Consider the following 3,374-nt stretch of genomic DNA (forward strand, 5'->3'; position numbering starts at 1 on the left):
CCCGGCCGAACAGCAGCCCGGGCTTCCTGCTGCGCTACGAGGCGCTGCTCGAGTGGCGCAAGAAAACGGCGCGGGCGCGCGGGGTCGAGTCGGATGTGATCCTCTCTCGCAGCACGGTGGTGGAGCTTGCCGAGAAAAACCCCCGCGGCATGGCGGAGCTGGGCCGGATCGAGTCGCTCGGGCCGTACCGGCGCGACCGCTACGCGGGCGAGATACTGAAGGTGCTCGAAGAGGCGTAACCGGGGAGACTCCCCGCCGGACGGGCAAATGCACCCCATTCCAGACACAGCGGAACACCCTTCCGGCCCCGGCGCGGGGATGCTGATGCCGCGCATGGCCGTGGTCCTGCGCATCGAGTGGGCCATGCTGCTGCTGCGGTACCTCCTGTACCTCTTCGTCATCCTGTTCCACGTGTCCGGGGCCGAAGCCCTGTTCCTGCCGAACCTCACGGTGGCGGCGGGTCTGGGGCTGCTGCACAACGCCTGGGCGCACTGGGTCTTTTACAGCCGCCGCCACGACCTCTTCGTGTCCCCCGTCAACCTGCTGCTCTACCTGGCGCGGGCCGCCCTGATGGTGGCGCTCACGGGGGGCGAGCAGAGCGAGCTGGCGCCCCTGTTCCTGCTCATCCTCATCGGCTGCCACGTCTACGCGCCGGACTCCCCCAACATCCCCTGGGCCTCGGTCACGGTCTGCGCCGCCTACGCCTTCACCATCCTCGGCGGGTGGGTGTGGCGGGGGGTCAACCCCATGTCCCTGCCGGTCTACGCCAACCTGGCCGCCCTGGCCCTCTGCGGCTGGCTGATGGCGCAGTTGGGCAGCCTGCTCCGGCGGATGGAGGCGGACGCCGCGCGGCGCGCGGGCGACCTGCTCTCGTCGGAGGCGACGGTGCGCGCCATTCTGGACAACACGGCGGAGCCCATCGTGGTCTACGGCGAGAACGAGTTCGTCGCCGAGGCGAACAACCCCGCCTGCGCGTTTCTCGGGCTGCCGCGCGAGCGGCTGACGGGGCGCCGGTTCCGCGAGTTCCTCTTCGACGACGGCACCCTGACGGAGCGGATAACCGCGCTGCGCGAGCGCGGCTCGCTCCACGACGAGATGCTGATGGTGCTGCCGGAGGGCGGCGAGCGCAATGTGGACATGCACATCCACTCCTTCGTCCGGGACCAGCGGCAGTTCTTCGTCGCCATGTTCCGCGACATCACCGGGCAGAAGGAGTTCGAGGAGGCCCAGCGCCAGGCGAAACGCCGCCTGGAACAGGTCAACCTGGAGCTCCAGCGGGTGAACGCGCTGCGCGCGGAGTTCTACACCACCGTGGCGCGGCGCCTCCGCTCGCCCCTCACGGCGCTGCTGGGTTTTCTGGAGATGCTCCTGGACGAGGAGATGGGCGACGTGAACGAGGACCAGCGCGCCGCCCTGCAAAGCAGCCGCCGCGGCGCGCGGCGCGTGCTCGACTTGGTGGACGAGGCCTTCGAGGAGGAGGCGGGAACGGGGACGGAGAAGACGGCGCGGGGGGAAGGCGGCGCCGAAAAAAAATAACGGCCTCGCGGACCGGGCGTCTTTTGTGGCATGGCCGTCCCGGCCATGGTGTTCACGGGCGAGACTCCCGTGCCACTCCCGCGCGGCATGCTCGTTTCTTGTGGCATTGCCGTCCCCACACCCAACCACTATAAACCCAACCCACCGCCGTCATTCCCGCGAACGCGGGAATCCAGTAATGCCAAGGGTTTAGGCCGATCCTGCCTCTCTGGATTCCCGCTTTCGCGGGAATGACGAAGTGGGTGGTTTCTTGGATGCCCCCTTTACTTGAGGGGCTTAATCTTCATGTTGCGGTAGGCCACCGGGTCGCCGTGGTACTGCAGGCCGACAAAGCCCTCGCGGGCCATGTCCTTGTATGCGTACTTGAACTTGTTCGGCGTGCCGTCGGGGTTCTTTCCCGCCTCGGTCCACTGGTCCAGGTCCATGCCCGTGACCAGTTCATCGTTCAGGTACACCCAAATCCACGCCCCCTTGGCGATGATCAAGAAGCGGTTCCACTCGCCGGGGGCCTTCACCGCCAGCTTCGCCGGGGCGAGGCAGTCGAAAATGCCGCCGCAGTGGTGGCGCACATTGTCATACTGGTCGTTCGGCTGGAGCACCTGCACCTCGATGGCCGTGTTCAACCAGTCGCGAATCGAGTCGGTGCGGATGAACACGCCGCTGTTCGTCTGGGGCTCCAGCTTGAACTCCAGGTCCAGGGCGAAGTCGCCGAAACGCTCCTTCGTCCAGATGTCGCCCTTGCCCTTGGCCACCAGCGCCCCGTCCTCCCAGGCCCAGCCGCCTTTGCGCAGCGTCGCATTGGACAGGTCCTCCGAGAACAGCGGCGCGTAGCCGTCCGCGTCCTTTGCCGCCTTCAGCAGCGCCTCATCCGGCGGGGTCACCTCGGCCCACACCGTCCCGGCCGCCAAAAGAAGCGCCGCAACCGTCATCATGCGAAAGGTCTTCATCATTTGCTCTCCTCGGCAAAATGCCGTTACGTTGTTGCATTGACTTCAAAATGGCGGGAATCTCATGCAGTCATGATTGTCCCAAAAGATTTTAACGCGGAGGCGCAGAGGGCACAGAGGAACGCGGAGATCGCTATTCTCTGCGGCGCTCTGCGTTCTCTGCGCCTCTGCGTTCTATGTATTTTCCAGCAAGGCAATTGCGGGCATTTTCCCTCAGTCCAGCACCCGCTTCGCGATCTCCGGCAGGGAGGCCTCGCCGCCGCGCAGGGGGGTGAGGCGGAACCGGTACTGGTAGGGCTGACATTTCATGGTGTATTTTTCGAGGGGCTTCGCGCCCCAACTGTCGTCGCCGCCGACGCCCGTCTGGCCAAGGTCCAGATTGAAGGTGTTGAAGTCCCTGCGGGGCACCATGCAGTCGTGGCCGTTTTCCTCGAGGTCGGCCATGGAGAAGGGCCACGCGCTGGCGTTGAGCAGGGGCATGCCCACGGCCATGAGGCCCGCGCCGTCCGCGTTGGTGAGGGCCACCCAGCGCACCTCCGTGCGGTTGCCCGTCTCCTGCGGCTCGATGTAGGGGTGGACCAGGTCCTCCACGGCCAGGGAGTAAACCCCGACGGCGGCGCCGGTGTGGCGGTCCCAGTAGTTCTCCTGGGGTCCGCGCCCGTTCCAGGTCATGCGGTTGTACGCGGCGGGCAGGGCCGTCTGCATGCCGAAGCGGGGCAGCTCGGGCGCGGCCTTTTTCGGGTTGAACGCGTTGTCCACCACCACGTCGCCGTTGCCGTAGACCTTGTAGCGCAGGGTCTGATCCGCGTCACCCGCAGGCACCCGGAGCGTCGCGGTCACCTCTACGGCGCCGTCCTTTTCGGCGGCGTCCACCTTCAGCACCTTGCGCTC

Annotated in this window: 4 protein-coding genes; 2 read left to right on the top strand and 2 right to left on the bottom strand. The window is 66.5% G+C overall.

What is annotated here, in order from left to right:
• Positions 1-239, top strand: a 239-nt coding sequence (locus tag GXY15_06055; GenBank protein NLV40774.1) for a hypothetical protein, incomplete at its 5' end; no start/stop codon positions are given.
• A gap of 28 nt (positions 240-267) precedes the next feature.
• Positions 268-1,536 (top strand): PAS domain S-box protein, encoded by a 1,269-nt coding sequence (locus GXY15_06060; GenBank protein ID NLV40775.1) that lies wholly within the window; start codon positions 268-270, stop codon positions 1,534-1,536.
• A 263-nt stretch (positions 1,537-1,799) separates the two neighbouring features.
• Here the strand turns inward: GXY15_06060 and GXY15_06065 are convergent, their stop codons facing one another.
• Both GXY15_06065 and GXY15_06070 read right to left on the bottom strand, forming a co-directional pair.
• Complete coding sequence (locus tag GXY15_06065) at positions 1,800-2,486, bottom strand: DUF1080 domain-containing protein (protein ID NLV40776.1); 687 nt, start codon at positions 2,484-2,486, stop codon at positions 1,800-1,802.
• 210 nt (positions 2,487-2,696) lie between these two features.
• On the bottom strand, positions 2,697-3,374 hold a 678-nt coding region (locus tag GXY15_06070; GenBank protein NLV40777.1), incomplete at its 5' end, for a beta-galactosidase.

It is taken from the genome of Candidatus Hydrogenedentota bacterium (assembly GCA_012730045.1).
Lineage (GTDB): Bacteria > Hydrogenedentota > Hydrogenedentia > Hydrogenedentales > CAITNO01 > JAAYBR01.